The organism is Blautia sp. AM42-2 (assembly GCF_003480245.1).
GTDB classification, from domain to species: domain Bacteria; phylum Bacillota; class Clostridia; order Lachnospirales; family Lachnospiraceae; genus Fusicatenibacter; species Fusicatenibacter saccharivorans.
In genome coordinates, this window is sequence record NZ_QUIM01000008.1 from 80,973 (window position 1) to 104,682 (window position 23,710).

21 protein-coding genes are annotated in these 23,710 nt (G+C 48.5%); 7 read left to right on the forward strand and 14 right to left on the reverse strand.

The features are described 5' to 3' along the window. Positions 1-55 precede the first annotated feature (55 nt). The 3 genes from nhaC (at position 56) to DW915_RS10395 (ending at position 3,624) form a co-directional block, all read left to right on the forward strand. The gene (gene nhaC, locus DW915_RS10380; RefSeq protein WP_118742082.1) at positions 56-1,471 is read left to right on the forward strand and encodes a Na+/H+ antiporter NhaC; all 1,416 of its coding nucleotides are present in this window, start codon (positions 56-58) and stop codon (positions 1,469-1,471) included. Positions 1,472-1,538: 67 nt separating this feature from the next. Further along, positions 1,539-2,414, forward strand: coding sequence for an MBL fold metallo-hydrolase (locus tag DW915_RS10385; RefSeq protein WP_118742109.1), 876 nt, complete (start codon positions 1,539-1,541; stop codon positions 2,412-2,414). Positions 2,415-2,784: 370 nt separating this feature from the next. Further along, positions 2,785-3,624, forward strand: a complete 840-nt coding sequence (locus tag DW915_RS10395; protein ID WP_118641149.1) for a TraX family protein — start codon at positions 2,785-2,787, stop codon at positions 3,622-3,624. A 143-nt stretch (positions 3,625-3,767) separates the two neighbouring features. Here the strand turns inward: DW915_RS10395 and DW915_RS10400 are convergent, their stop codons facing one another. Then, the gene (locus DW915_RS10400) at positions 3,768-4,271 is read right to left on the reverse strand and encodes a GNAT family N-acetyltransferase (protein WP_117761329.1); all 504 of its coding nucleotides are present in this window, start codon (positions 4,269-4,271) and stop codon (positions 3,768-3,770) included. A gap of 215 nt (positions 4,272-4,486) precedes the next feature. On the opposite strand from DW915_RS10400, the gene DW915_RS10405 reads away from it, so the two are divergent. After that, positions 4,487-4,948: a hypothetical protein gene (locus tag DW915_RS10405; protein ID WP_022461593.1), complete on the forward strand. Its 462-nt coding sequence runs from the start codon at positions 4,487-4,489 to the stop codon at positions 4,946-4,948. Positions 4,949-4,970: 22 nt separating this feature from the next. Here DW915_RS10405 and DW915_RS10410 read toward each other — a convergent pair whose 3' ends face one another. The 5 genes from DW915_RS10410 to DW915_RS10430 form a co-directional block, all read right to left on the reverse strand. Further along, positions 4,971-5,636 carry an MBL fold metallo-hydrolase gene (locus tag DW915_RS10410; RefSeq protein WP_055225761.1) on the reverse strand — a complete coding sequence of 222 codons (666 nt, stop codon included), beginning with the start codon at positions 5,634-5,636 and terminating at the stop codon, positions 4,971-4,973. Positions 5,637-5,749: 113 nt separating this feature from the next. Then, positions 5,750-7,720 (reverse strand): 1,4-alpha-glucan branching protein GlgB, encoded by a 1,971-nt coding sequence (gene glgB, locus DW915_RS10415; RefSeq protein WP_118742083.1) that lies wholly within the window; start codon positions 7,718-7,720, stop codon positions 5,750-5,752. 14 nt (positions 7,721-7,734) lie between these two features. Continuing rightward, entirely contained in the window at positions 7,735-9,096 is a 1,362-nt protein-coding gene (locus tag DW915_RS10420) for an alpha-amylase family glycosyl hydrolase (RefSeq protein ID WP_118742084.1), read from the reverse strand. 25 nt (positions 9,097-9,121) lie between these two features. Beyond that, on the reverse strand, positions 9,122-9,703 hold the full coding sequence (locus DW915_RS10425; protein WP_022461597.1) for a TetR/AcrR family transcriptional regulator: 582 nt from the start codon (positions 9,701-9,703) through the stop codon (positions 9,122-9,124). 551 nt (positions 9,704-10,254) lie between these two features. Next, on the reverse strand, positions 10,255-10,458 hold the full coding sequence (locus tag DW915_RS10430; RefSeq protein ID WP_055220935.1) for a hypothetical protein: 204 nt from the start codon (positions 10,456-10,458) through the stop codon (positions 10,255-10,257). Positions 10,459-10,551: 93 nt separating this feature from the next. Between DW915_RS10430 and DW915_RS10435 the strand changes: the two genes are divergently transcribed. Together DW915_RS10435 and DW915_RS10440 are read left to right on the forward strand one after the other, a co-directional pair. Then, complete coding sequence (locus DW915_RS10435; RefSeq protein ID WP_055225768.1) at positions 10,552-11,586, forward strand: threonine aldolase family protein; 1,035 nt, start codon at positions 10,552-10,554, stop codon at positions 11,584-11,586. A 132-nt stretch (positions 11,587-11,718) separates the two neighbouring features. Beyond that, the gene (locus tag DW915_RS10440; RefSeq protein ID WP_147398432.1) at positions 11,719-12,567 is read left to right on the forward strand and encodes an LD-carboxypeptidase; all 849 of its coding nucleotides are present in this window, start codon (positions 11,719-11,721) and stop codon (positions 12,565-12,567) included. On the opposite strand, the gene DW915_RS10445 is transcribed toward DW915_RS10440, so the two are convergent. The 3 genes from DW915_RS10445 to coaBC form a co-directional block, all read right to left on the reverse strand. Continuing rightward, entirely contained in the window at positions 12,549-14,552 is a 2,004-nt protein-coding gene (locus DW915_RS10445) for an NlpC/P60 family protein (RefSeq protein ID WP_118742086.1), read from the reverse strand. The two genes, DW915_RS10440 and DW915_RS10445, sit on opposite strands and share 19 nt — an antisense overlap. 85 nt (positions 14,553-14,637) lie before the next feature. Beyond that, entirely contained in the window at positions 14,638-15,408 is a 771-nt protein-coding gene (locus DW915_RS10450; RefSeq protein ID WP_022461123.1) for a TatD family hydrolase, read from the reverse strand. Between the two features lie 203 nt (positions 15,409-15,611). Next, on the reverse strand, positions 15,612-16,808 hold the full coding sequence (gene coaBC / locus DW915_RS10455; protein ID WP_117510875.1) for a bifunctional phosphopantothenoylcysteine decarboxylase/phosphopantothenate--cysteine ligase CoaBC: 1,197 nt from the start codon (positions 16,806-16,808) through the stop codon (positions 15,612-15,614). Between the two features lie 166 nt (positions 16,809-16,974). Here coaBC and DW915_RS10460 point away from each other — a divergent pair, with 166 nt between their 5' ends. Further along, entirely contained in the window at positions 16,975-17,760 is a 786-nt protein-coding gene (locus DW915_RS10460; protein WP_022461121.1) for a type III pantothenate kinase, read from the forward strand. Positions 17,761-18,088: 328 nt separating this feature from the next. Here the strand turns inward: DW915_RS10460 and DW915_RS10465 are convergent, their stop codons facing one another. The 5 genes from DW915_RS10465 to metG all read right to left on the reverse strand — a co-directional run bounded on the left by DW915_RS10465 (position 18,089) and on the right by metG (position 23,629). Then, positions 18,089-18,808 carry a hypothetical protein gene (locus DW915_RS10465; RefSeq protein WP_118742087.1) on the reverse strand — a complete coding sequence of 240 codons (720 nt, stop codon included), beginning with the start codon at positions 18,806-18,808 and terminating at the stop codon, positions 18,089-18,091. Positions 18,809-19,182: 374 nt separating this feature from the next. After that, positions 19,183-19,830, reverse strand: coding sequence for a helix-turn-helix domain-containing protein (locus DW915_RS10470; RefSeq protein WP_055220951.1), 648 nt, complete (start codon positions 19,828-19,830; stop codon positions 19,183-19,185). Beyond that, on the reverse strand, positions 19,811-20,488 hold the full coding sequence (locus tag DW915_RS10475) for a DUF3990 domain-containing protein (protein WP_082424703.1): 678 nt from the start codon (positions 20,486-20,488) through the stop codon (positions 19,811-19,813). Before DW915_RS10475 ends, DW915_RS10470 begins: the two co-directional genes overlap by 20 nt. 208 nt (positions 20,489-20,696) lie before the next feature. Then, on the reverse strand, positions 20,697-21,455 hold the full coding sequence (locus DW915_RS10480) for a hypothetical protein (RefSeq protein WP_118742088.1): 759 nt from the start codon (positions 21,453-21,455) through the stop codon (positions 20,697-20,699). Between the two features lie 191 nt (positions 21,456-21,646). Continuing rightward, complete coding sequence (gene metG, locus DW915_RS10485) at positions 21,647-23,629, reverse strand: methionine--tRNA ligase (RefSeq protein WP_118742089.1); 1,983 nt, start codon at positions 23,627-23,629, stop codon at positions 21,647-21,649. Positions 23,630-23,710 lie beyond the last annotated feature (81 nt).

Below are 23,710 nucleotides of genomic sequence, written 5' to 3' on the forward strand. Positions count from 1 at the left end.
TACTTTAACGCGTTGAATGGGCAAATCATTTTACCTATGAATGGGGGATTTTTTTATGAGTGGAACAAAAGAAAAAAAACTCAATCTGCCACAGTCACTGCTTTTGCTGCTGCTGATCATCGTATCCGTCGCAGTCTGTATCCGCCTGAAAACCGGCGGTCCTATGATCGGCCTGTTTGCAAGCTGGATTTTTATCTATCTGTTTTGTAAGATTTTCGGTATTTCTTACACCAACATTGTTGCCGGCGCATACGATGCCATCCGTATGGTCGTCCCGACGCTCTGCCTTCTGATGGCCATCGGTGTCATGATCGGCACCTGGCTGCAGAGTGGCACCATTGCCACCATCATTTCCTGGGGCTTAAAAATGATTAACCCGTCCTGGCTGCTGCCTCTGACGCTGCTGTTCTGCTCCATTTTGAGTATTGTAACCGGTACTTCCTATGGTTCCGTCGGAAGCGCAGGTGTTGCCATGATGGCGATCGGAAACGCCATGGGTATCCATCCTGGCATGGTAGCCGGTGCTGTCATCTGCGGTGCCATGTTCGGTGACAAATTAAGTCCTCTTTCCGATACCACAAACCTTGCTCCGGCCGTTGCAGATGCCAAACTTGGCGATCATATCCGCTCGATGCTCTGGACCACCCTTCCAACATATGTGATAACCTTAATTCTTTTTACTATTCTCGGTTTCCAGCAGACCAGCGGAAGCTATACCGAGGGAAGCATTACCGTTTACATCGATGCTTTAAACGGTGAATTCCAGCTTGGATGGATTACCATGATCCCTGCCATCCTGATTATTGTATTGCTCCTCTGCAAAGTAAATGCGATCTCTGCACTTGGTCTTTCCAGCTTCGCTGCCGGATTTGTTTCCTATTTTGTGCAGCACGATACTCTGCAGGGCATCATCCGCACAGCTTACAACGGTTACACAACCGCAATCGAAGAACCGGTATTACAATCCATCTTAAACCGCGGCGGCATGGGAAGCATGCTCCAGTACGTAGCCATTATCTGCTTTGCTGTCGGCATGGGCGGCATGCTGGAAAAACTCGGTGTACTGGATCACATTCTTCAGGCGATTGTAAAGAGAATCAACAGCGATGGAAGTATGATCCTGGCAACGATGATTGTCGGTTACGTGACCAGCCTCATCAGCTGCTCCCAGCCGATGGCACACGTTCTGACCGGCCGTCTGATGGCACCTGTCTTTCAAGAGCGCAAGGTTGCACCGGAAATTCTTTCCCGCTGCCTCGAAGACTCTGGAACTATGGCTGGTCCTATGATTCCATGGCATGGCTACGGCGTATACATGGCCGGCACACTTGGTGTTGCATGGTCGGCATTTTTCCCGTACTTATTCCTGCTTTACCTGACCCCGGTTTTCAGTATTTTCTATGGATTTACCGGAATTTCCATTAAGCATCTTCCGGAAACCAAAAACAATGAATCAAAAGAAGAGAAATAAGGCAAAAGCAGAAATCGTAACAGGAAATCATAAACAGAAACAAAAAAAGAAAAGGAAAAGAGAAAGAATGCAGACAAAACTTGTTCTTCTCGGAACCGGCACACCAAATGCGTGTCCGAATGCCAACGGACCTTCCTCCGCTGTCGTGGTCGGTGACCGTGCTTATCTGGTAGATTTTGGTCCTGGCGTTGTCCGCCAGGCCTCAGCCGCCTATTTTAACGGCGTGGATGCCCTGCGGCCGGATCTTCTGACCGTTGCCTTCTGTACGCACCTTCACACAGACCATACCGCAGGATACCCGGATCTGATTTTTACTCCGTGGGTGCTGGAGCGCCCGGTTCCATTGAAAGTTTTCGGGCCAAAGGGCTTACAGCACATGACCGATCATATCTTACAGGCCTATGAAACCGACATTGATTTCCGAATTCACGGTTTCGAAAAAGCAAACGAATCCGGCTACCGCGTTGAGGTAACAGAAATTGAATCCGGCATTGTCTACCGGGATGACCTGGTTACGGTGGAGGCTTTTCCGGTCAGCCACGGAACACTGGAATGCTACGGCTATAAATTCACCACACCGGACCGCACAATCGTCATCACCGGCGATACCGCTCCGCTGGATCTCGTGGCAGAAAAATCGAAAGGCTGTGATATCCTGCTGCACGAAGTGGAATACGCCGCCGGAATCTCCTGCCGCGAACCCAAATGGCAGAAATACCACCGGGAAGTGCATACGTTAAGCACGGATCTTGCCGGTGTTGCAAAAAAAGCAAATCCGAAACTGCTCGTTACGTATCACCGGATTTACCATATGAATGTACAGGATAACCACAAAAACCTTGCCGCCGAGATGGCATGGCGCGATACTGCGATACTGGATGAAATCCGGGATGCAGGGTATGACGGATATGTCGTGAACGGAAAAGACCTGGATGTATTTTAAAATACGGGGCAGCGTACCAATTCTGGTTTACGAATTGGTACGCTGCCCCGTTCGTTTTGGGATGAGCCCGGAGACGCTTTCTATTTTCATTTACCCGACTGGCAGATTCTACCATACTCTGCGTTATTTCAGAACTGTTTTTTCTGTCTCTGCCTGTGATTTACCACAGGACGCAGAAGAAAATACGCAAAAACAGCCAGTGATGAAAACCATTTATTTCTTTGACATTAACCTCCTCAGAACGTATAATCATAGTATTACAACTCTGGCAAAACAGCAGGATTTTCTGCTGTTTGTCGTTACAGGAACCTGATCCGCAGACGGCTTGCACAGTCTGCCTTTCGTTTGCGTTCCAGAAAGGATGTTTTATATGGCAGCTACTACTGCGAAACCCGTAAAAAGCGCCGGTAAAATTCCCGGCAGTACCTTGAAAATCATTGCGATGGTCTGTATGCTGATCGACCACACTGCAGCTGTACTTTTCGACCGAATCCTGATTTCCCGTGGTCTTCTGGATGCGGTGAACGCTTCGGACGGAGGCGCATCATTTCTCTCTACCGGAAACACAGCTGTGATTTATTATGCGGATATGATTATGCGCGCAATCGGAAGGATCAGTTTTCCGATTTTCTGTTTTCTGTTGATTGAAGGGTTCATGCATACGCATGATGTGAAAAAGTATGCGCTGAATCTTGGGATTTTTGCACTGGTTTCGGAGATCCCGTTCGATCTGGCATTTGCGGGAAAACCGTTTTATCTGGATTATCAGAATGTCTTTTTCACTTTATTTATCGGCCTTGTGATGATGATTTTTCTTCAGAAAATCGATTCAAAAGCGCAAAAAGATGCCGGTGCATGGCAGAGGGCGAACTGGAAGGTTTCGGTTGGCAAGCTGCTGGTGATTGTGGCAGCCTGTGCAGTGGCCACGCTGTTGAAGACAGATTACAGTGCAATGGGAATTCTGACGATTGTGCTGATGTATAATATGAGAAAGAATAAAATGTACTGTATCGGAATCGGGTGTGCGGTGCTTACGCTGTTGAGTCTGAATGAAATCACCTGTTTTCTGGCTATGATCCCGGTGCATTTTTATAACGGAAAACGAGGATTGAATCTGAAGTATCCGTTTTATGCGTTTTATCCGGTGCATCTGCTGGTGCTGTTTGCGATTGCGGCGGTACTGGGGATGGCGGGGGTTGCGGTTGTTTAAAAAACGGACACCCGGAAGTGCACCTGCGCCGCCTGGGACTGTGCCCTGGGGCACAGTCCCAGACGACACAGACGCACTTCCGGGCTGACATTGAGCCGGGCGGTGGGGAGGTCTGGATTTGCTGCGCAAATCGGCGTGAGATTCTACTTAATATACTTCTTAACTTCCAACGGATACCCCAAAAGCTCTTCGCTGCGAATCACTTCAAAATTCTCCGGTTGAAAATCTTTGCGTAACGTCACAGTGTTCAGGCAATGATATCCCAATCTATGATAGAGTTTCATCGCTCCAAAATTTCGTGCAGCTACCTCAAGATAGACAGATTCAGAATACTTTTTTATCTCGGCTTCAACCAGCGCAATCGCATGACTTCCGTATCCGTTTCCCTGGTATTCCGGAAGTACGAAAAGATCTTCGATCCAGTCAACTTCCGCCCCGCGGCTTCCGAGATGCACAAATCCAATGGGGATCTCTTCTTTTAAGATAAAATAAAACACATGCCCTTTGTCTGTCCAGGCAGCAAGATTCTCCGCGGCCTCTTCGTCGGTTATAACATAATCACCATGAGCCAGCCAAAAGCCTCGAATCAGCTCTTTTGCAAGTTGTGCTTCGTTTTCATATTTCTGTAAAGCTATAATTTCATTCATTTTTTCATCTCCCTTGTTTGTTTAACCGAATCAAGTAAGTTCCAACCCCCTGCTTATTGCTTCGCGCAATGGAAGCAGGTGACTTGCTTGATTCGGTTAAACTATGATATACTCAAATCATCATGATACCAGGCTCAAAAAGCTAATGCAAGCTCGCTTGCAAGAGGATTTTTGAACTCTTGACCTGTCAAAAACATGACGAGGAGTGCAATGATATGAAAAAAGCGACAAATTTGATATCCTTTCTGATTTTAATGATGGTACTGGTCGGCTGTAGCAAAGAAACGGTCCATATCGACTTTCCTTTTGAAGTTGGAGATGTTGAAAATATCGAAATGTACCACTATGCGGGAGCACCGGTATCAGCAGAAAAGAAAATAGTCGTTGCAAAAACTGATATAACAGACTTGTATCATATGTTTGAAAACTTATCATTGACAGACAAACAAGTCGAGGAAATCACAGGCGCAGATGTGACCAGTTTTCGATTTAACCTTTCGGATGGGACAAACTACGAACTGGTTTATGTCTGCAATGGAGTCAAGAACGGAAAGCTGAAATCTTCCACGGGCAATTTTGAATACTTCACAAGTTCAGATATCGGCTCATATTGGTCGAATATGGATCTTGAATCAGTTTCGGTGAAAGAAAGTGAATTGCCGAAGTGGCATAACTGATTCAGCCTCGAAGGACTCCCTGTCATAAGCGCTGGGGTGTTTTTATATATGATTCATCTCGTTTCCGTTTCTCATAAATCGCTTCCATCCATTCCAGCACATCCTCTTTGTTCTGCTGAAACGGTTCGCTGTGACTTAGGAAAAAATGCGGCGCACGCACGTTTTTCAGAACTCGGATTTCTGCCAGCAGGCGCTCGGCATTATAAACGGTCTGTCCGTTTTTCTGCGTCGCATATGCCGCATCCCCGAGAAAGCACCACGTCTCATCCACTTCCAATGCAAGCGATCCTTTGGCATGACTCGATGGAATCGGAAATAAATGTAACCACACGTCACCGTCCTGAAACCACGTATCTTCTTCTATCACAGTTCCTGTTTTTGTATAACGAAACGTATTTTTCCCCTGGTAAACCGCTTCGCACGAAATCTCCGACAGATTCCCGATATGGTCGGGATGAAAATGGGATAAAATCACCCGAATTTCTTTTCCTGTCTGTTCTGACTTTTTCTGCAGAATTTCTGAAACCGCAGGATGATTTCCCACGTCATATACCCAGAAAAATGCATCACCCTCGATGATCACAACATTTGCCGAAAGTGGATGTTCTGTCGGTGTAAGATAGGAAATGTGATCGTTGATTGTCTGGATGTGCGGAATCTGTATCGGCTCTTTTCTTTCTTCTTTCATCAAATCAACACCTCTTTTCCTTCGAACACAAAACACAATGACCGACAGATTTAAGAAATCTCTTTCGTTCTCTGCCGGTCATGATATTGATGAAAATTAGTAGCTATCTTATTTTAGAAGCTGAACACCGCCACACCATACGCCGGAAGTGAATATGCAATCCGATATGGCTGGCCATCGCATTCGCCGTCTTTGGCGCGGTAGACCATCTGGCGTTTTTCGGTCGGACCGCCGTATTTCATATCGGAGCTGTCGAGTATCAGGCGGTACTGTTTTTTGCGCGGTACGCCGCACATGTAGTCCGGTCTCTCGACTGGTGTGAAGTTGCAGACAAACAGCAGATTGTTCTTGCCTGTCGGTGACCAGCGGACGAAGCTGTAAATGCTGCGGTCGCCGTCGTTGGCATTGATCCACTGGAAGCCTTCGTAGCCGCAGTCGTTCGCGTAGAGTGCCGGGTACTTGCGGTACATTTTCAGCAGGTCACTGAAGAAGGTCTGCAGATGCTGATGCCCCTCATCTGCCAGCAGGAACCAGTCGATCTCGCGTTCCTCGCTCCACTCGCGGAGCTGTCCGAAATCCTGTCCCATGAACAGAAGTTTTTTGCCCGGGTGCCCGAACATGAAAGCATAGCCTACCATCAGGTTCTGGAATTTTTCCTTCAGATCGCCCGGCATTTTATTGATCATCGAGCATTTCAAGTGGACAACCTCATCGTGCGAGAGCACCAGAATGTAGTTCTCGGAAAATGCATAGGTCATGCCGAAGGTCATCTTGTTATGGTTGTATTTGCGGAAGTATGGATCGAGCTTCATGTAATCGAGGAAGTCATGCATCCATCCCATGTTCCATTTGTAGGAGAAATGCAGGCCGCCGTCCTCTACGCTTCCCGTTACCTTCGGCCACGTTGTGGACTCCTCGGCAATCATGATGACACCTTTGTTTCGTCCGCGCACCAAGGTATTCAGGTGTTTGAAGAACTCGACGGCTTCGAGATTTTCATTTCCGCCGTTCTTGTTCGGCACCCACTGGCCCGGCTCTTTTCCATAGTCGAGATACAGCATCGAAGCAACAGCATCGACACGGAGACCGTCTACGTGGTACTCTTCTACCCAGTAAAGCGCATTTGCCAGCATAAAGTTTTTCACTTCATTTTTGCCGTAATCAAAGATCTTCGTTCCCCACTCCGGGTGCTCGCCCTTTCTCGGGTCGGCGTACTCATACAGCGGCTGGCCATCAAAATCAGCAAGGCCGTGCGCATCTTTCGGGAAGTGTGCCGGTACCCAGTCCAGAATAACACCGATTTTATTTTTATGCAGATAATCAACAAGATATTTAAACTCTTTCGGTGTTCCGTAGCGGGAGGTCGGTGCGTAATAGCCCGTTACCTGATAGCCCCAGGAACCGTCAAACGGATGCTCTGCAATTCCCATCAGCTCTACGTGGGTATAGCCCATTTTTTTTACGTAATCGGCAAGCGAATGTGCGAACTGAACGTAATTGTAAAATCCGTCCGGGTTGGATTCGGACCACGGATGTTTCATCCAGGAGCCCGGGTGCACTTCGTAGATGGAGAGCGCGGATTTCTGAACGTCAAATTTTTTGCGGTTCGTCAGCCATTCGCTGTCACCCCAGCGGTAGCCTTCGATTTCCGCTACTTTTGACGCGGTACCCGGCCGTTTTTCGGATGCAAATGCGTATGGATCTGCTTTGTACAGTTCTCTTCCGTCCGGTGTGCGGATGTAATATTTATACATCATTCCCTCGGTCACGCCCGGAATGAACACTTCATAAACGCCGTCCTCGCCGACTTTCCGCATCACATTGGCATGGGCATCCCAGCCGTTGAATTCGCCGATGACAGATACTTCCGCCGCATGCGGAGCCCATACGGTGAACCAGGCTCCTACTTTGCCGTCTTTTTTGTCCAGGTGCGCACCCATTTTCCGGAAAATATCGTAATGGGTTGCCTGTCCAAATAAGTACTGATCCAGTTCAGAAAATCTTGGCTGATAGCCCGCCGGTTTTTTTGGCGCTTTTCTGGTTTTTGCTGTTGTTTTTGCCGTTGTTTTCGCAGTTTCCTTCATAGAAAAAATCCCCTTTATGCTTCTTTTTCAATCAGAACACAGCCGCATGGAGGCACTTCAACAAAAAGTTTTCCATTTTCCGGAGAAATGGCTTCTCCGGTTACCGCGTTTTTCCATGTTCCGTCGCAAGATGCAGGAATCCAGACTCCCGCACTCTGGTTTTCATCATTATTTACTGCTGTGATCAGAGCGTCTGTCTCATCCAGGCGTGCAAAGGCATACTGGCGGTTGGTCAGCATGAGTTCGCGGTATCTTCCCGTTCGTGCTGCAGGATGTTTTTTTCTGACGTCTGATAATGTTTTGATCCATGCCGGAAGTTTTTCTGCCGGCGGATTTTTCTCCAGTTCTTCCAGATTCAGCGCCGGACGCAGCGGATCGTCGTTTCCGCCTTCTTTTCTTCCCTCGATGCCGAATTCCGATCCGTAATAGATGGACGGGATGCCCGGCAGGAAGTACAGCAGCGCATAAATTGGAATCATGTTTTCTTTTACGTTCAGCTTGCTGGCCAGACGGTCTACGTCGTGATTGTCAACGAAGCTGTACAGTTTCTTTCCTTTGTAAATACCGCCGTTTTCGTCAAATTCGCGGCGAATCGTATGTGCAATTTCAAAGTAATTATGATCGTTATGTCCCGAATAAAGTCCTTTGTGAAGCTCATAGTTTGTAACGCTGTGCAGCAGATGCTGTCCATCTCCTATGTAGCGTGCATAGTCGCCGTGGATGACTTCGCCCATCAGCCAGAAGTCCTGTTTTTTGGCGGATGTGCGTGCGCGCATCTGCTCCATGAAGCCGAAATCCAGGCAGTCGGCGCAGTCGAGACGGATGCCGTCGATGTCGAATTCGTCGATCCAGAAGTCGATGACATCAAGGAGATAGTCGCGGACCTGCTGGTTCTGGAGATTCAGGTTGACGAGTTCGAAGCAGTTTCTCCATGCTTCGTAGGAGAATCCGTCGTTATAGCAGGTGTTTCCGCCGAACCAGATTCCTTTGTACCATCCGCAGTACGGGGACTGTTCTCTTTTTTCCTGAATGTCGCGGAAGGCAAAGAATTCGCGGCCGGTGTGGTTGAAGACACCGTCTACGACGACTTTGATGCCGAGTTCGTGGGCTTTTTTTACGTATGCGGCAAAGTCCGCGTTGTCGCCTAAGCGGCGGTCTACCTGTTTGTAATCTTTTGTGTCGTATCCATGTGCGGTTGATTCAAACAAGGGGCCGATATAGATTGCGGTACAACCGAGATCTGCGATGTGCGGAAGCCACTGTTCCAGTGTGGAAAAGCGGTGTACGGTTTCTTCCGATTCATTTTTTCTCGGCGCGCCGGTCAGTCCGATCGGATAGATGTGATAAAATTCTGCCTCTTCATACCATGGTGCCATTTTGTTTGTCCTCCTTGTTTTTGGGTTATGAGTAAATTCCATACATGAACTGGTGTACCAGACGGTAGACTTCTTCGTCCCGGACGACGAGGTTGGAAAGATCGGATTGATCTCCTGCTGTCATCATCAGGTAGTGCATCAGGATTCCGGAGAAGCCTACGGCGAATTGTTCCTGACGGCCGTTCATGTTGCCGAGTTCGGCGCTGGCGTTGTCGAAGACGTCGACGCACAGGTGATAGAACCGGTCAATCATGGGGTATACGGTGCGGAAGCCTTCGCTTTTTCTTCCGGAATAGAACAGTGCCATCATCAGCATATGGAATTTCGGGTCTTCGGAGGCTCCGTTGAAGAAGGCACGCGCGATGCGGTACAGTTTTTCGGGGATGTTTTTCCCGGTTTCGGAGGCTTCGATGAGTTTTTGTTCCATGGGCTGAAAGTGCTCGTTTAGCAGGGCTTCGAGGAGGCCTTGTTTGCTTCCGAAGTAATAGTACAGGGTTGGTTTGGATACTCCGGCGGAGTCTACGATCTGCTGAACACCGACGGCGTCGTACCCGCTTTCGTAGAAGAGGGTCAGAGCTGAGTTCATGATTAGCTGACGATTGTCCATTTTGAATCCTCTTTGTTGCGGAAGGGACGCTCTCTGGAGTTCGCCTGGCCGCGGTGTGTTTGGGTGGTTGTTTGTTACGTGTGAGTTGGCATTTGTTTTGGTTTAAAATGCTTTTGTTGATTTTGTATTTAAGAAGTCTGCTTTTGTGTGTGATGGTCGAATTGCGTGAGTTTTTGGCAATTTTGACGAATTTTGTTGGATTTTGCAGGTTTCTTATGTGTGTTTCTGTTATCATTATACCAATCGGTATATAAAAAGTCAATGCGAAATATATAATGGATGAAAATAGATGCATAGAAAAAGAACCGGCGGGGAAATCTTTAGTTTAGTTCTCAGATTTCTCTGTCGGTTCTTTTCTTATTTTCCGATACTGTTTTTATACGAACTGAACCTCACATGACTAAAGTCACGTGCTTCAGACCGCTTTAGGCGGCAGACAAAATATCGGCGGATACGCCTGTTTCTTAGATCTTGCGCGGATACGCGCTTCTTCCATGCCGGATACGGCAGGCCTCCACATAACAGGTAGTCCACGGTATATCTGCCTGTGTTTATGCTGCTTTTCGCAGTTCCATTTCTGAAATTAAGTCTCTCAAATCCGCATAAACACATGAGGTTCTACTCTTTACTGCAGGAACTTTTGCCTCCAGCAAAGACCTTTCCGTTGCCGGTAAGGGTTTTAAAATTTCACGGATAAAATATCTTGCTCCAATATTGTACGATGCAGATAATCCTCCTTCTGCATTTTTTTGCATTTTCTCTTTTTGTTCTCCAATTGCTGTTTTCCTTCAGATGCCGTATAATGGAAACAGCATTTTTCAAATTCAAATTAAGGAGAACATAAACTGATGATACGATTTAATAATGACTACAATCACGGTGCGCACCCGGAGATTCTGGAGGCGCTGGGGGCTATTAATGGGAACAGTTATGGTGGATATGGGGAGGATGAATGGTGTGAGAAGGCTGCGGAGCTGATTCGGGAGAAGATTCATTGTGCGGATGCGGCGGTTCATTTTTTTCCGGGGGCGACGCAGGCGAATTTTATTGTGACGGCAGCAGCGCTTTCGCCGGTGCAGAGTGTGATTGCGGCGGATACCGGACATATTAACTGCCATGAGGCGGCTTCGATTGAAAATACCGGGCATAAGATTCTAGAGCTGCCGAATACGGATGGTAAAATTTCGGCGGAACAGATTGCGGCGTGTGCGGCGGCTTATTATGAAGGCGGTGAGCCGGAGTATCTGACGGAGCCGAAGATGGTATATCTTTCATTTCCGACTGAGCAGGGAACGCTGTATTCGCTGCAGGAGCTGACGAAGATTCACGAGGTCTGCCGGAAGTATGATATGTATCTGTTTGTGGACGGGGCACGGCTTGGATACGGGCTTGGATCAGAGAAGAATGATGTTTCTCTCGAGGATCTCGCTGCTCTCACAGATGTTTTCTATTTCGGCGGAACGAAATGCGGTGCGCTGTTTGGTGAGGCCGTTGTGCTTACAGCTGACTCGCTGAAAAAGCGGTTCAAAGCCTACATGAAACAGAACGGCGCTGTCCTCGCAAAGGGATGGCTGCTCGGACTGCAGTTCCACTGCCTGCTGGGGCATGATCTTTATTTTACTGCGACACGCCGCGCCGATGAACTTGCCATGAAACTCCGCAAAGCATTTGCGGCGCAGGGGATTCCATTCTGGGTGGAGAGTTTTACGAATCAGCAGTTTGTGATTCTCACCGATGCGCAGAAGGAAACTCTGGAAAAACGCTATATTTTCGAGCCAATGGGGAAATCCGCGGACGGCGGAAATATTGCGCGGTTCTGCACCAGCTGGGCAACGACGGAAGAGGAAGTGCAGACACTGATTGACGACCTCAAAGCTTTATAATTTTTGTCCAAAACGGCATTCTGCAAACACCGGCGATCTCTAAATCTGCTTTGCAAATTCAAAGAAAAAGCTGTACCGGTGTGCCACGAAAATGCAGATTTTGCCTTGTTTTACTCCGAGAAAGGAATCTTTATGTCTCATAAAATTGGTATTACCGCCTGCTCCAACCCCATGCATCCTTCCTTTTCCGCCGATCTGGCGCGTCTCTGTCAGATTCTGCGGGAGCTGGGCTTCGATCCTGTTTTAAGCCCCTGCCTCTTCGACAACGGTTCCGGCTTTTCCGGCACGGGCGCGGAGCGGGCGGATGCATTGATGAACCTTTACTGTGACCCAGAAATCACGGATATTTTTGATGTTTCCGGCGGCGATATGGCGAATGAAGTTCTGCCGTATCTGGATTTTTCTGTCATCGCCGCCTCCGGCAAGCGCTTCTGGGGATACAGTGATCTCACAACGATTGTCAATGCTGTCACGACTGCGACTGGAAATGAGTCGATGCTGTATCAGGTTCGAAATCTGCTGTACGACCACAGCGCCGAACAGATCACTCTGTTCCAAAACGCTTTTTCCGGGCAGTCTCCCAGCCTCTTCGACCTCCCTTGCACATTTCTGCAGGGCGATCACATGGAAGGTGTGATGATCGGCGGAAATATCCGCTGTTTTCTGAAGCTCGCCGGAACGGATTTTCAGCCGGATTTCCGCGGAAAAATCCTGCTCCTCGAAGCCATGGGCGGCGGCGTTCCGCAGATGGTTACGTTTCTGTCCCAGCTGAAAATGATGCATGCCTTTGAACAGATCAATGGTATTCTCCTCGGAACATTTTCCCAGATGGAACGCGACCAGCTGACGCCGGATATGCCGCAGCTTGTCCGCCAGGCGGCCGGACCGGATCTCCCGATTGCAAGGACTCCGTATATCGGCCACGGCACGGATGCACATGCCGCCGTGATCGGCAAATTTTATCAGATTTCTTCTGACTGATATACATCCGCGTAGCGCACGCCGAACTCCTCTGCGTCTGCATGGCGTTCCATATAGATATCAATGTGGCCGTACGGCGTGCCGCGGTCCTCGACCGTGTAAATTTTTCCGCCGATATTCAGCTTCGTTCCAAACGGCAGAACGCCGGTTGCAATGGTCCGGCCCTGCACCGGCATTTTTCCGGATGCGGTCGGGCCGCCCGCCCAGCGGCCACAGCAGACGGCGCAGTTGCAGTAAGCGGTCAGTTTAAAATTGCCGAGATATTTTCCCGAAGCGCTTTCCAACCGATCACCTGCGGTACTGTTTTCTGCACTTGTATTCTGCACATTTTCTGCTCCCGCCTTCTGTTTTCCACCATTCCCGTTTTCTGTTGTCTGGTTATCCACAGAGTTTCCTTCTTTTCTCCCATTATCCACATCTCCCGTTTCTACTTTGCTCTCACGTATTTCCTCCGAAATCACCCGCACAGCAAATTCTGTCGATTTCTCATAGTTAAAATCTGAAATCAGAATCCCCGTCGCCTCGCTTCCAGCGTGGATTACTTTTCCATCACCGAGATAAATCATGACATGGTAAATAAACCCGCTCTCCCGCTGGTAAAACAGCAGGTCACCAGGCTTTGCCTCCTGCACCGGAATGCGTGTTCCAGCTTTCGCCTGCTGGCGTGAGGTTCTCGGAAGGGTATACCCGAAATTAGCAAAAATCTGCTGGGCAAAGCCGGAACAGTCGCAGCCGTTTGTAAGACTCGTCCCGCCCCAGACGTACGGATTTCCCAGGAATTTTTTCGCGTACTGCAGGACCTCGCCGCGCGCTTCGTCAGAAGAAAGAAGTGTTCTCGTCGTTGCATATGTATAGGTGTACGCCTTATTATTCCATGGCTTCACCCACATTTCCGCCATGGGAAAACTTTCCTCCTGCCAACGGTTTACCTCTTTTTCAGCCTCTTCTCCGCGCAGGAGATACCGCGCGCAGACAAATCCACGGACATCGCCGGATTCCACATAAACCCAGTCAGAATCCGCATCCGCTAAAATATAACAGAGGCTTCCCTTCGGCAGGATTCCGACGATTTTCTGATTTGTGCCTTTTCCTTCGCGGACGTGAAGCCAGGAATTCACATCGGCGATAGCATATGTTTTTTCAACCGTATGAAACAGCCACGGCATACGGGAAATCGTGACTTTTTCAGCTTCTGCCGCCTGCCACTCACTGTAGCTTTCCCGCGTACGCTCAGCTTCCTGCTCTGCCGAAAAGACGGGTTCAGCCTCAGCGGCTGGCGGTTCCGCAGACTGTGATAAATCAGAATCCGAAGAGACTTCTGCCGTCTTGTCCCCACCAGTTGCATCATCACTTCCTGCAGATCCGTTTTCTTCCTCCGGCGGTTCCATCTGCTCCCCATCTCCGCCGCCGATTTCTTCCTGCCCCGGCCATGGATCGTTGGAAATATCTTCCCCTTCGCCCGGCCACGATCCATCCATTTCACTGTTTCCCGGTGTTTCCGGCATGTCTCCCTGATCTCCCGGTTCTGGATTTTCCGGCTCCTCTGGCTCTGTCTCGCCTGCCTCTCCCGGTTCTGCATTTTCCGGCCCCTCTGGTTCTGTCTCGCCCGTTTTTCCCGGTTCCGTCATTCCTGCATTCTCTCCGCCGTCAGGCTCCTGCGGTTCCGGTTCCTCCGGGACTGTCTCATCTTCTTTTCCCTCGGATCCACTTTCCTCTTCCATCTCATCATTCTGCGTACCTTCCGGTTCTGTCACCTCTTCCGCTTCCGCAGGTGCCTCCTCCGCCGCATCTTCCTCCACGCAAAAAGAAGCAGCCCCAACGGCTGCTTCCCCTGCAATCTCAATTCCAATCTGTCCCGGATCGGCCGTTTCCTCTTCTGCTGCATAAACGGCTGTCGGGTTTCCCAGTGTCACTGCGAGCGCACCGATCATCGCGGCGCGCACCAGCTCGGCGCATTTGTCGCCCATCATTGTTTTATCAACCATTTTCGCTTTCTCCTATTCAATTTGTCCGGCCAGACGGAATTGATCCGAACAAATAAAACAGAAGAAACACCTCTGGTATCGCTTCCTATTCCTCTGCTCGAAACAGTCTGACCGCATTTTTTTCTGTCGTCTCAATGACTTCTTCTTCCGAAATTCCCTTGAGTTCTGCGATCTCCTGCACAACGTACGGCAGATACAGAGATGAATTTCGTTTTCCCCGGTACGGAACCGGTGCCAGATACGGACTGTCTGTTTCCAGCAGAATGCGCTCCATCGGAGCCATCTGAACCACTTCTTTGATCTTCTTTGCATTTTTGAACGTCACCACGCCGCCAATGCCAAGATAAAATCCCATTTTCAGGTATTCCTCTGCCATCTCCACAGAGTAGGAAAAACAATGAATGACGCCGCCGATCTCCTCCGATTTTTCTTCTTTCATGACGCGGAGCGTATCGGCCGCCGCCTCCCTGCTGTGAATAATCATCGGAAGTTTTTCTTCCCGAGCAAGCGCAATCTGACGGCGGAACCAGTATTCCTGCTTCTCATGATTCTCCTTGTCCCAGTAATAGTCAAGGCCAATCTCACCGACCGCGACCGCCTTTTCCATGCGGCAGAGTTCCCGCATCCGCGCCATCACGTCCTCGTTCAGATCGCCCACCTCATCCGGGTGAAGGCCGAACGCGCCGTAGATGAACGGATACGCTTCCATCAGTTTTCTTGTATTTTCCAGTGATTCCAGATTTGCCGAGACATTGATGATACGCCCGATCCCGTTTTCCTGCATCGAGGAAAGCAGCTCTGCGCGGTCTTCATCAAATTTCTCATCGTCATAATGTGCATGTGTTTCAAATATCATATCCGAATTTCTCCTTAAAAAAACGAAACAGAAACGGAAGAAAGCTCTGCATAGCCTTCCCCTGTTTCCGTTTCCACGTTTATCCATCCTATCGTTCGTTGTTTTCGTAAAAGTAAAGTGCGCCGCTGCGCCTGTGCTTATTATAACGCATTCATTTTTCCCGCGTCAACCAGGAAACGAAAAAAAGTCACACTTCAACATGATCACCGCCGCGCCGCAATCTCATCCAACAGGCAGCCCGCCACTTCGTCTTTTCCCATGAGCGGAAGCTCCTTGATGCCGTCCTTCGTGATCAGCGTCACCACATTCGTCGCCACACCGAAGCCGGCACCCTCTGTCTTCAAATTGTTTGCCGCGATCATGTCCAGATGCTTCTTCTCCAGCTTTGCACGCGAGTTTTCCACCATGTTCTCGGTTTCCATCGAGAAGCCGCACACAAACAACCCCGGATGACGGTTCTTTTCCACCCATCCCAGAATATCGTCGGTGCGCTCCAGCGGAATGCTCATGTCACCGTCCTTCTTTTTGATTTTCTGATCCGCCACCGTCACAGGCCGGTAATCAGCAACCGCGGCCGCCTTAATCAGAATATCCGTCTCCGGCAATGTCTCCCGCACCGCCTCCAGCATGTCCTTCGCCGTCGTCACCGGTCGCATCGCAACGCCTGGAACCGGGGCTAATGAAACCGGGCCGGAAATCAGCGTTACCTGCGCGCCGCGGAGCATCGCCTCCCGCGCAATCGCGTATCCCATGCGGCCGCTGCTATGGTTCGTCAGATACCGCACCGGATCGAGGGATTCCTGCGTCGGGCCTGCAGTCACGGTGACACGCACACCAGCGAGCGTCTTTTCGCGGGCAAGCTCCATCGCGATATAATCGAGCAGCACCTCCGGGTCCGGCAGTTTTCCTTTTCCGACGTCCTTGCACGCCAGCATTCCCACGGTCGGCTCGATGATGCCGAAACCGTATTTTTTCAGCGTCGCCAGATTATCCTGCGTAATCGGATTTTCCAGCATCGCCGTATTCATCGCCGGAGCGACCAGCTTTTTGCACTTCGCTGCGAGCACCACCGTTGTCAGCATATCATCTGCAATGCCGTGTGCCATTTTTGCAATCACATTGGCGGTAGCCGGGGCAATCATAATCAGATCCGCCGCTTTTGCCAGCGAAATATGCGTCACCTCATATTTAAAATCACGCGCAAACGTATCGACCACGCAGCGGTTGTTGGTCAGCGTCTCGAACGTCAGCGGGGTGATGAACTGCGTCGCGTTTTCGGTCATGATGACATGCACGTCTGCTCCGGCTTTCCGAAGACCGCTCGCCACATTTGCCATTTTATAGGCGGCAATTCCGCCTGTCACACCAAGTACAACACATTTTCCGTCAAGATTTTCCATTGTAACTCCGTTCTGCTGCCTCGAAGCAACTTTTTTCCTATGATAGTTTTAAGTATAGCAGACAGAAAAACAGATTACAACCAATCCTGTTTGCCATTGATGCAAAAAGGCTTTATAATAAAAGGACAAAAGAGCTCTACTTTTAAAATAATCGCGAGGTATTTTTATGATTTTAGCCATTGATATCGGGAACACAACCGTTACGCTCGGCGGCGTCCGGATCGCACCGCAGCAAGCATATTCCCTCGAATTCACAGCCCGGATTGACATCAACCACACCTGGTCTGCCAGCCAGTATGAATCTGCGATCGAGCAGCTTTTTGAAGACAAGAATCTTTCCCCGTCCGACTTTCGGGGCGTCATCATTTCCAGCGTTGTTCCGTCGGTTCTGACGCTTCTGCAGGAATGTGTCCGTAATCTGTTCGGCACAGAACCGCTGCTCGTCACATCCGAAAGTGATCTCGGCATGACATTTTCCATCCCGGAACCGGAAAAAGTAGGCCGCGACCGCCTCGTTGATGCAGCCTGGGCCGCCGCACATTATCCGCTGCCGGTCATCACCGTGGATCTTGGAACAGCGACGACCTTCAATGTCATCCGGGAAAACAGCGTCTTCTGCGGCGGCGCCATCGCACCGGGACTCGATATGGGACTTGGCGCCCTCTCCGAGCGGACCGCCCAGCTCCCGCGGCTCGACCTCCAGATCCCGAAACGCATCATTGGCAGAAACACCGAAGAATGCATTCTCTCCGGCACCATCGTCGGCATGGCCGCGATGCTCGACGGAATGGTCCAGCGCATCGAAGCCGAACTCGGCTCCCCCGCCACCCTCATCCTCACCGGCGGCGCGGCACGCTTCGTCGAACCGCTCGTTTTACATCCTCATATCTATGACCCGAACCTTCTGCTGAAAGGGCTGGCGTTCCTGTGTGAGCGGAATTGTGCAAATTAAAATCGTACTTCCAAATATTCATCAGACTCTTTCATTCTGCATGACGTTAAAAAGCGTGTCTGTTCTCCAGGCACGCTTTTCTCTATTTTTCTATGGAATCGCAACCCTTCTTTGTGTTGCCTCTCCGCTTTTCAGTTTTTCCTGATTCTCCTCTTTCAGGTTTAAAATACACGGGCGAATCACCTCTCTTCCAAAACAGACATTCCGGGAACCTTCCAAAAGTTGAATTTTCTCTTTTCAGTATATCATAAATTTTTCCGGGACACACTCTTTTCCTTCTCCCTATGCACGGAAAAACTCCCGGCACTGCCGGGAGTTTATGACTTTCTTATTTCATATTACTTTTCACCTGCTCATATACCAGTCCCGGATAAGCTTCGAGGCTGACACCGTTTTTTTCAAACATTGGGAATGCTTCTGCGCCGGATGCGCATACGGCGGTTGCCATGCTTGCTTGTTCGGTGTAGTTCTCCCAGTTGTCGGTGGTAAGGCCAGGCTGGTATGCTTCCCAGGCGGTTTCGTATTCGGTGCTCTTATCGGAAGGAATCGCATCTTTCAGGCTCTCGCCGGACCAGACGGCAAGCTGATCTGCTTTTTTGTAAGTGTATTCTGGGAGCTGATCGTCGCCCAGCGACTGGTACAGCTCGTAGCGGGTAATGGAGTCTTTGGAACTTCCGTAGGATTTTTCCATTTCTTTTTTCACGGTATCCATATCGGCATCATCCGGGTAGGTGATGTCTACTTCGCACAATACCGGTTTTCCCGTCGCTCCGGTCTGATCGAGGTTGATAAACTGAAACATGACTCTGGAAGTTTGCTCGCCGAAAACAGTGGCTTCTGTATCTACTGCGATCGCGGCTGCACTTTCGGTCTCAGAGAAAATTTCCACCTGATCCCGATCTAAATTCCAGTCGGCAAGCACTTCATCCACTGTTTTTCCCCATCCGGTATCCGGCGGCGTAATTTCCTTGCTGCTCTCTTTCGCTCCCTGACATCCAGTCAGCAACAGAGCACACATTGCAAAAATACCTGTTAATTTTTTATTCATACACCTGCATCTCCTTTCCGCTTTGTTATTTTTTTCACATACTTTTTTGTTAGCCCTATACTACCATATATTCTTCTGAAAATCTATGACGTTTGGTGAAAATTTTCTTACATTTTTCTTATGCATTCGATTTAAATCAAAGAAAAAGCAACAACATCCCTTATAGAAATTCTCTACCGCTATTCAAAAACGCTCCCCTAGTATCTATAACGCAAGGGGAGCGTCTATTTTCAATTAGTTCGCTTGTTCTGATAATCGAGTTTTGCTTAAGCTCTCTCCCAGCGGCCTCCCGGGGCTGAAGATATAACCTTGCGTAGGTGAAAAGTTTATGACGTTTTCTGAAACTTTGAACAAGAAACTTTTTATTCATTTTATCAAGTTGGAACTTTCTCCACCAGATCTTCTACCGTACATACTAATGCCCGCGCAATCTTCAACAAGGTCTCTGTCTGCGCCTTGTTAATATCCTTTCTTCGCTGTTCATACTGCTGAATGGTCCGAACCGAAACACCTGCCTGCTGTGCCAGTTCACTCTGACTTAGATTTGCAAAAGTACGCAATTCTTTCAAGTTTGTCTCCGGTTTTGCTTCACGATATAATTCATTCATTTTATCTACAAACTGACGAACATCCATTTCATGATATGGCGTGTAGAGCATTCGCACTTCAGTTACAGGAATAGCCTGGTTTATTTCCGCAAAAGACAAACTGGTACTCCACTGATAATAGGCCAACGCCCAGCCTGTCCAATATTCAGGGCTGCGATCGTAAGAATAAGAGGGGGCTTGTTCCGGCTTTGGTTCCCCTGCTTCCTGTAATACTTCATATGCAATTTCAACTCCCGACATTCCCGCTACCACAGAACAGTCACCTCGTTCAAACCGTGACGCTGTATTACTCATACAAAACCACTGCCATACAGTTTCCAACGGCCGTTTTAAATCGTTGACCATATAATCCAGCATGCAGGCAAGATTTTTTTGTGCAACAGAAAGATATAATTTATCGTAAGCGTGGATCATCTGGTTTCATCTCCTCATCTAAAATTGTGGTGATATATAAATCACCCCGCTGACGGCGGTTTCGTTCCAGATCAAAATATTGCCGACGCGCCATATGATCACGGGATGCTTTCCTCTTATACCATTCCTGCACACTTGCAATCTCATACCCTGTAAATTCCAAACTTTCAAATGCTCTTCTGCTTTTTAAAACAAACTGCTGGCCCAGTTTTCCCAGACGCATTGCATTACTCAACTGACGGTAAGAAATTGCACCATTAATAAAATCCGCTGCAAAAGAAAAATAGCTGTCGTCAGCACGATATCCAATGATAATATCTGCCTTTTCATAATCAAGATGAAAATTTTGTAGCAAATATTCTTTTGCTTCTGCCGCCAACGGTGTGGATGCATCAAATTCTCGATTTTCCAACAAAATCGTAAGCCAATGGAGCATTGTATAGTCGCGCATATTCAAATTGAGAACTTTCAATCCATCACATTCAATCTCATATCTATTTGCGTAACCATTTTTATCCGCACTGACACCCCATTCTTTGGCCATATTTTGGTTTTCTGTACAGTAAAATCCAACACCATAATCATTATAAATTTTTCCATAACCATATTTCGGCCGTTCAATAATATGATCCGAACCATGATAAACTGTTTTTTTCATTTTATCACCTCTGCTTCGAATTATACTCCTAAAGGCGTATAAAAACAACAAATAGAAAAATTTGGATTCAGAAAATACGTTTGAAAGAACTTTTGACATTTTTGCAAAAGCGTGATGCTATGATGTCGAAAAAGAGCGCTGCCGACAGACGGTCAGCCTGTTTACTAATTATGTCAAAAATGGTCGCCTAGTTTGCAGACAGGGGTGGCTATTTTTGCGTCTTACCCTTATTTTTTCTCCACCATACGCTTCCTACAACAACTCCTCCCGCCAGCACAAAAATTATTTGTTTTCTCGAAAGCCTCCATCCGAATAACTCAACCCTTACTTCCTTCGGCTGATACGAATACCCCATCAAAATTCTGTTATCATCCCCCGTCCCCACCGACGCATGGCAGTATGTGGTTCCCATGAATTTCATCGCAGATCTCGGTGTTCCCAGCTGGCTTCCGGAGTAGCTGGCGCCGTTTAGCTGTTGGTTGTTTGCAATAAGATTTCCACTGACTGCCCAGTCGCTCATTGTGTTGTCTTTGTACCATAAGGTTCCGCCAAATTCATACGGTCTGATCGCCTCTCCTAGTAAAAACGAGAAGCTGTCGTTTCCACAGGGCTTTTTGTTCTCTGTGAATCCATAGGTTGGATAAACATAAATCGCCGAACCATTTTTGAAGGCTGATGCATAAAATTCAATTCCCGTAAAATCTTCCGCACTTCCATTCATCATCTGTTCTTCTGCATTGATTTTCATATACTCGAATTTTCCATCTCCGCTTTTTAAATCATCGACGATAAACTGCTTCACATGCTCATCCAGCTTTTGTATCTCATTCTCTGGCATCCCTGTTTCCTGCAAATAAGCATCGTAATCAGAAGGAACCTTTTCCTCTGCCTTCACATAAGATACCCCCGCATACAATGACAGTCCGCAGCAAAGTAAAACCAGAAATAACGTCCGCATTTTTCTCATACAACGCTCCTCCTTCCTGTTGTCATATTCGATAAACCCGTTCAAATATTCTCTCTTTATCATTATATTATCATAAGATTCAGAATCTTTATATGACGTTTTCCTTAACTTTTTAAAACGCAAAAAATCCCTTCCCACACATCACGCATGGAAAGGGATTTCTCTATTTACTCTATTTTTCTTTTAATCAATTAGCAGATCTCCGCACCCGCCGGCATTGCTTTTTCCGGGGTCATGAGGCATACGTTGCCTTCGGCGTCCTCGGCGCAGAGCAGCATTCCTTCGGACATCATTCCTGCCAGTTTGGCCGGTTTCAGGTTGGTCAGGACCATAACCTTCATTCCGATGGTGTCTTCCGGTTTGTAATATGCTTTGATTCCGGAGACGATCTGTCTTGTCTGGCTTCCGACTTTAACCTGGAAGCAGAGGAGTTTTTTCGATTTCTTCACTGGCTCGCAGGAGATGATTTCACCTACCTGGAACTGCATTTTTCCGAAATCTTCGAAGGTAATTTCCTCCTTCGGCTCAAGGTCGATCACTGCCTCCTCTTCTTTTTCTTCTTCTCCGGATGCGGCAGCCATGGCAGCTTTCTGTTTTGCCTGGATCACTTCTACTTTTTCCATAACCTCTTTGACGTCGAGTCTCTGGAACAGGATCTGCGGCTGATCGGTTACCTGATTGCCCGATGTATACAGTCCGAACTGATCCAGCTCTTCGTAGCTGCGTTTCTCTGCATTCAACTGAGCCAGGATCTTCTCGGTGGTCTCCGGCATGAAAGACTCGAGCAGGCATGCGCCGATGGTGATGCTCTCTACCAGGTTGTACAGAACCTCTTCCAGACGGTCTTTCTTTGCCTCGTCTTTTGCCAATGCCCACGGCATCGTCTCGTCAATGTATTTGTTGCAGCGTTTGAACAGACCAAAGATCTCGGTCATCGCATCTGCCACACGCAGCTCTTCCATCTTTGCAGCAACTTTTGCTTTTGTTGCGGTAACGACTGCTTTCAGATCATCATCCACCTCTTCTGCTGCGCCGGTCTTTGTCACAACGCCGCCGAAATATTTGTTGCTCATGGAGATGGTACGGTTTACCAGGTTTCCAAGCGTGTTGGCAAGGTCGGAGTTCATACGCTCAACCAGCAGCTCCCAGGTGATGACACCGTCGTTCTCAAACGGCATCTCGTGCAGAACGAAGTAGCGGACAGCGTCTACGCCGAACAGGTCTACCAGATCGTCTGCGTAGATCACGTTTCCTTTGGATTTACTCATCTTGCCGTCGCCCTGCAGCAGCCACGGATGACCAAATACCTGTTTCGGAAGCGGCAGATCGAGTGCCATCAGGAAGATCGGCCAGTAAATGGTATGGAAACGGATGATGTCTTTTCCGATCAGATGCAGGTCTGCCGGCCACAGCTTGTTGAACTGCTCGGAGCTGTTTCCGTCACAGTCATAACCGATTCCGGTGATGTAGTTGGTCAGTGCGTCCAGCCATACGTAGGTAACGTGCTTCGGATCGAAGGATACCGGGATTCCCCAGGTGAAGGAGGTTCTGGATACACAGAGATCCTGCAGTCCCGGAAGAAGGAAGTTGTTCATCATCTCGTTCTTTCTGGAAACCGGCTGGATGAACTCCGGATGGGTGTTGATATAATCGATCAGTCTCGGTGCATATTTGCTCATTTTGAAGAAATATGCCTCTTCTTTTGCCGGGGTAACCGGGCGTCCGCAGTCCGGGCATTTTCCGTCTACAAGCTGGGACTCGGTGAAGAAGGATTCACACGGTGTACAGTAAAGACCTTCATAATATCCTTTGTAGATATCTCCCTGATCGTACAGTTTTTTGAAGATTTTCTGTACCTGTGCCTCGTGATCGGCGTCGGTGGTACGGATGAATTTGTCGTAGGACGTATTCATCAGATCCCAGATTCTCTTGATCTCGGTGGATACGTTGTCTACGAATTCTTTTGGCGTGATACCTGCCTCTTCTGCTTTCAGCTCGATCTTCTGGCCATGCTCATCGGTTCCGGTCTGGAAGAATACATCGTAGCCCTGCTGACGTTTGAAGCGGGCGATGCTGTCCGCGAGTACGACCTCGTAGGTGTTCCCGATGTGCGGCTTGCCGGATGTGTAGGCAATCGCCGTGGTGATATAATATTTCGGTCTGATTTTTTCCATTGCTTTCATTTCTCCTTTCAAATAAAAAAACTGCCTTATTCCGCTCTCTTGTAGTCGGAAGAAGACAGGTTTGTTTACCCG

Excerpts from the sequence above, each read along its gene's own strand:
- nhaC (WP_118742082.1), top strand. The coding sequence starts at position 56 with ATGAGTGGAACAAAAGAAAAAAAACTCAATCTGCCACAGTCACTGCTT.
- DW915_RS10385 (WP_118742109.1), top strand. The coding sequence starts at position 1,539 with ATGCAGACAAAACTTGTTCTTCTCGGAACCGGCACACCAAATGCGTGT.
- DW915_RS10395 (WP_118641149.1), top strand. The coding sequence starts at position 2,785 with ATGGCAGCTACTACTGCGAAACCCGTAAAAAGCGCCGGTAAAATTCCC.
- DW915_RS10400 (WP_117761329.1), bottom strand. The coding sequence starts at position 4,271 with ATGAATGAAATTATAGCTTTACAGAAATATGAAAACGAAGCACAACTT.
- DW915_RS10405 (WP_022461593.1), top strand. The coding sequence starts at position 4,487 with ATGAAAAAAGCGACAAATTTGATATCCTTTCTGATTTTAATGATGGTA.
- DW915_RS10410 (WP_055225761.1), bottom strand. The coding sequence starts at position 5,636 with ATGAAAGAAGAAAGAAAAGAGCCGATACAGATTCCGCACATCCAGACA.
- glgB (WP_118742083.1), bottom strand. The coding sequence starts at position 7,720 with ATGAAGGAAACTGCGAAAACAACGGCAAAAACAACAGCAAAAACCAGA.
- DW915_RS10420 (WP_118742084.1), bottom strand. The coding sequence starts at position 9,096 with ATGGCACCATGGTATGAAGAGGCAGAATTTTATCACATCTATCCGATC.
- DW915_RS10425 (WP_022461597.1), bottom strand. The coding sequence starts at position 9,703 with ATGGACAATCGTCAGCTAATCATGAACTCAGCTCTGACCCTCTTCTAC.
- DW915_RS10430 (WP_055220935.1), bottom strand. The coding sequence starts at position 10,458 with ATGCAAAAAAATGCAGAAGGAGGATTATCTGCATCGTACAATATTGGA.
- DW915_RS10435 (WP_055225768.1), top strand. The coding sequence starts at position 10,552 with ATGATACGATTTAATAATGACTACAATCACGGTGCGCACCCGGAGATT.
- DW915_RS10440 (WP_147398432.1), top strand. The coding sequence starts at position 11,719 with ATGTCTCATAAAATTGGTATTACCGCCTGCTCCAACCCCATGCATCCT.
- DW915_RS10445 (WP_118742086.1), bottom strand. The coding sequence starts at position 14,552 with ATGGTTGATAAAACAATGATGGGCGACAAATGCGCCGAGCTGGTGCGC.
- DW915_RS10450 (WP_022461123.1), bottom strand. The coding sequence starts at position 15,408 with ATGATATTTGAAACACATGCACATTATGACGATGAGAAATTTGATGAA.
- coaBC (WP_117510875.1), bottom strand. The coding sequence starts at position 16,808 with ATGGAAAATCTTGACGGAAAATGTGTTGTACTTGGTGTGACAGGCGGA.
- DW915_RS10460 (WP_022461121.1), top strand. The coding sequence starts at position 16,975 with ATGATTTTAGCCATTGATATCGGGAACACAACCGTTACGCTCGGCGGC.
- DW915_RS10465 (WP_118742087.1), bottom strand. The coding sequence starts at position 18,808 with ATGAATAAAAAATTAACAGGTATTTTTGCAATGTGTGCTCTGTTGCTG.
- DW915_RS10470 (WP_055220951.1), bottom strand. The coding sequence starts at position 19,830 with ATGATCCACGCTTACGATAAATTATATCTTTCTGTTGCACAAAAAAAT.
- DW915_RS10475 (WP_082424703.1), bottom strand. The coding sequence starts at position 20,488 with ATGAAAAAAACAGTTTATCATGGTTCGGATCATATTATTGAACGGCCG.
- DW915_RS10480 (WP_118742088.1), bottom strand. The coding sequence starts at position 21,455 with ATGAGAAAAATGCGGACGTTATTTCTGGTTTTACTTTGCTGCGGACTG.
- metG (WP_118742089.1), bottom strand. The coding sequence starts at position 23,629 with ATGGAAAAAATCAGACCGAAATATTATATCACCACGGCGATTGCCTAC.